Origin of the sequence: Phenylobacterium sp. (assembly GCF_035276905.1) — a bacterium.
In the GTDB taxonomy this organism is placed as follows: domain Bacteria; phylum Pseudomonadota; class Alphaproteobacteria; order Caulobacterales; family Caulobacteraceae; genus Phenylobacterium.
On sequence record NZ_DATELG010000047.1, the window covers coordinates 1 to 3171 of the forward strand.

Genomic DNA, 3171 nt, shown 5'->3' on the forward strand with positions numbered 1-3171 from the left:
GCGGCCATGGCGCGGGCCCCGGCGCTGGCGGGCGCGGAGGCGGCGCTGGAGGACGCGGCGCAGCGCGGCGACCACGACGCAATGCTGCTTGCCCGGGCGCGGCTGGTGGCGGCCAACGCCGAGCTGCAGCATTCGCTCGCCATCGCCATCCGGCAGAACGACGACCCCAAGGTCCGAGCCGCCCTGGCCTCGCAGGTCGCGGCGCTGAAGGACGCGGTCGCCCAGACCGACCGCGATGCGGCCATGGTGCTGAGCGGCTTCGCCTTCTCCATCCCCTCCGGCGAGGCGCTGCAGGCGCGCATCGACGGAGTCTTCGGCGCGAGCCGGGCGGAGCTGCAGCGGCTGCTCGCCCGGCGGGTCGTACGGCTGGAGATGCGGCTGGCGCTGCACCTGGGCGCGGCGGGTGTCGTGGTGGCGCTGGCGGCGGGCCTGGCCAGCGCGATCGCGGCCGGGCTTCGGCGGCGCTTCGCCGAGCTCCTGGGTGCGATCGACCGCCTGGGGTCCGGCGAGACCGACATCGAGATCGCCTGCGTCGCCGACCGCAACGAGACCGGTCGCATCGCCCAGGCCCTGCTCGCCTCGCGCGACGCCGCGATCGAGCGCAGCCGCTTGGCGCAGGAGGCCGAGCGCATGCGCCTGGCCGCCGACGAGCAGAGGACGGCCAACGAGGTCGAGCGCGCCGAGGCCACACGCCGTCAAGCGCAGGTGGTTGAAGCCCTGGCGGCGGCGCTGCAGCGTCTCTCCGACGGCGACCTGGGCGCCAGGCTCGAACAGCGTTTCGCTCCGGAATACGAGCGGCTGCGCGCCGACTTCAACGCCGCCATGGAGCAGCTGGAGGCGGCGATGCGCGGCATCCGCGCCGCAACCGGGACCATCGAGACCGGCGCGGGCGAGATCGGCGGCGCGGCCGCCGACCTGACGCGCCGCGCCGAGCAGCAGGCCGCCAGGCTCGAGGAGACGGCTGCGGCGCTCGACCAGATCACCGCCACCGTGCGCAACACGGCGGACGGCGCGGGCAGGGCCCGGAGCCTGGTGCTCCAGGCGCAGGCCGACGCCGCCGCCAGCGGCGAGGTGGTCGTGCGCGCTGTCGCCGCCATGGGGCAGATCGAGGCCTCGGCCGGCGAGATCGGCCAGATCATCGGGGTGATCGACGAGATCGCCTTCCAGACCAACCTTCTGGCGCTGAACGCCGGCGTGGAGGCCGCCCGCGCGGGCGAGGCCGGCAAGGGCTTCGCGGTGGTGGCGTCCGAAGTCCGCGCGCTGGCCCAGCGGTCGGCCGACGCGGCCAAGGAAATCAAGGCGCTGATCACCGCCTCCGGCGGCCAGGTGAAGGACGGCGCCGGCCTCGTCGCCCAGGCCGGCGAGGCGTTGCAGCGGATCGCCGGGCAGGTGTCGCAGATCACCGGCATCGTCACCGAGATCGCCGGCTCCACCGAGGAGCAGGCCGCGGGCCTGCGCCAGGTGAACAGCGCGGTGCAGCAGATGGACGGCGTCACCCAGCAGAACGCGGCCTTGATCGAGGAGAGCACCGCAGCCAGCGTCGCGGTCGCCGACCAGGTGCAGGCGCTGGCGCAGCTGATCTACCGGTTCCGCCTCCGCGAGGCTGGCGGCCGGGGGCCGATGCGGCTGGCGTCGTAGACGACACGCATTTGTGAGCAGGTTTGGCGGAGATCTACGGCTCCGCCAGGAAGGCGTGCGACGAGCAGGCGCCGCCGCGCTAGTGTCCCGCTTCCGAAGTTCGCAGGAGCTTGTGGCGGCGCTGGGCGAACTTCAGATCCAGCACACTAGGAGCGTCTCCATGGACCAGGACCAGGACCAGGCTCGGCCGTCGCGGCGCGCGGCCTTCGTCGCCGCGGGCGGGGTGTTCGCCGCGGGCCTCGCGCTCGCCGGCTGCGGCGGCAAGCCGGAGCAGAAGTCCCCGGGCGGCGAGGTCTCCGCCGTCGAGGACCTGATGCGCGAGCACGGCGTGTTGCGCCGGATTCTGATCGTCTACCGCGAGACCGCCGGCTGGCTGGCGGCCGGCCGCACCGACTTCGACGCCGCGGCCCTCGGCCAGGCGGCCGACCTCTTCCGCGCCTTCGGCGAGGACTATCACGAGCGCGAGCTGGAGGAGCAGCACGTCTTCCCGCAGCTGCAGAAGGCGGGCGGGCCCGCCGCGGCCCTGGTCCCGGTGCTGCTCGCCCAGCACGCTCGCGGCCGCCAGGCCACCGCCTTCGTCCGCGCCCGCTGCGCCAGCGGCAGGATCGCCCCGGCCGACGCCCCGGCGCTCGGCAAGGTGCTGCAGGATTTCGCCCGCATGTACGAGGCCCACACCGCCTTCGAGGATACGGTCGCCTTCCAGGCCTGGCGCCAGTCGATGAGCGACAAGGAGCGCGAAACGGCGGGCGACCAGTTCGAGAAGGTCGAGCGTTCGCACTTCGCCGGCGGCGGCTTCGAGATGGCCGCGGGGCAGGTGGCGCAGATCGAGCAGAAGCTCGGATTGGCGGATCTGGCGAGGTACACGGCGGGCGCGGTTCCCGCCCCTTGAACCGGAAGCCGCGCAACGGCTATCCGGGATGACACGGGGAAGGGTCATGCCCGCGCCCTCAGAACCATCACGTCGAGCTGGAACGAGCCGTCCGGCTCGATGCCGAAGTGGCCGCGGACCTCTTCGGAGGCCGCGGTCTGCAGGGCGCGGATCGCCTCGGCCTGGACCTTCGGCGTGCGCATCCGTTCGATCCAGGTGGGGAAGTCCATGCGGATCTGCCGGCGCGCCACCGCCTCGACGTCGAAGCCGGCGCGCTCCACCGCCGCGGCCCACTCCGCCAGCGTGTAGTCGCGCACATGGCTCGTGTCGCGCAGCAGCTCGACCGCCTGCAGGTGGCTGTCCAGCAGCGGCTTTCCCGGCGAGACCGCGTCGATGAAGATCGCCGGCGCCCCGGTCTTGGCGACGCGGCGCGCCTGGGCCAGGCCCGCCGAGAGGTCGCGCCAGTGGTGGGCGCTGAACCGGGTGGCGACGAAGTCGAAGGCGGCGTCGGCGAACGGCAACCGCTCGGCGGGCGCCTGCTCGGTGGCGATGTTGGCCAAGCCCCGCGCCGCGGCCGCCCCGCGCACCGCCGCCAGCATCTCTCCGGAGAGGTCGCAGGCGACCACCGCGCCGGCGTGGGGCGCCAGCCGGTAGGCCACGTGGCC

3 protein-coding genes are annotated in these 3171 nt (G+C 74.0%); 2 read left to right on the forward strand and 1 reads right to left on the reverse strand.

Annotated elements, in window-relative coordinates; genetic code table 11:
* Together VJS38_RS01770 and VJS38_RS01775 are read left to right on the forward strand one after the other, a co-directional pair.
* Positions 1 to 1638: methyl-accepting chemotaxis protein (locus VJS38_RS01770; protein WP_324086437.1), on the forward strand; the 1638-nt coding region annotated here is incomplete at its 5' end.
* A gap of 160 nt (positions 1639 to 1798) precedes the next feature.
* Positions 1799 to 2527 (forward strand): hemerythrin domain-containing protein, encoded by a 729-nt coding sequence (locus VJS38_RS01775; RefSeq protein ID WP_324086438.1) that lies wholly within the window; start codon positions 1799 to 1801, stop codon positions 2525 to 2527.
* A gap of 44 nt (positions 2528 to 2571) precedes the next feature.
* On the opposite strand, the gene VJS38_RS01780 is transcribed toward VJS38_RS01775, so the two are convergent.
* Positions 2572 to 3171: class I SAM-dependent methyltransferase (locus tag VJS38_RS01780; RefSeq protein ID WP_324086439.1), on the reverse strand; the 600-nt coding region annotated here is incomplete at its 5' end.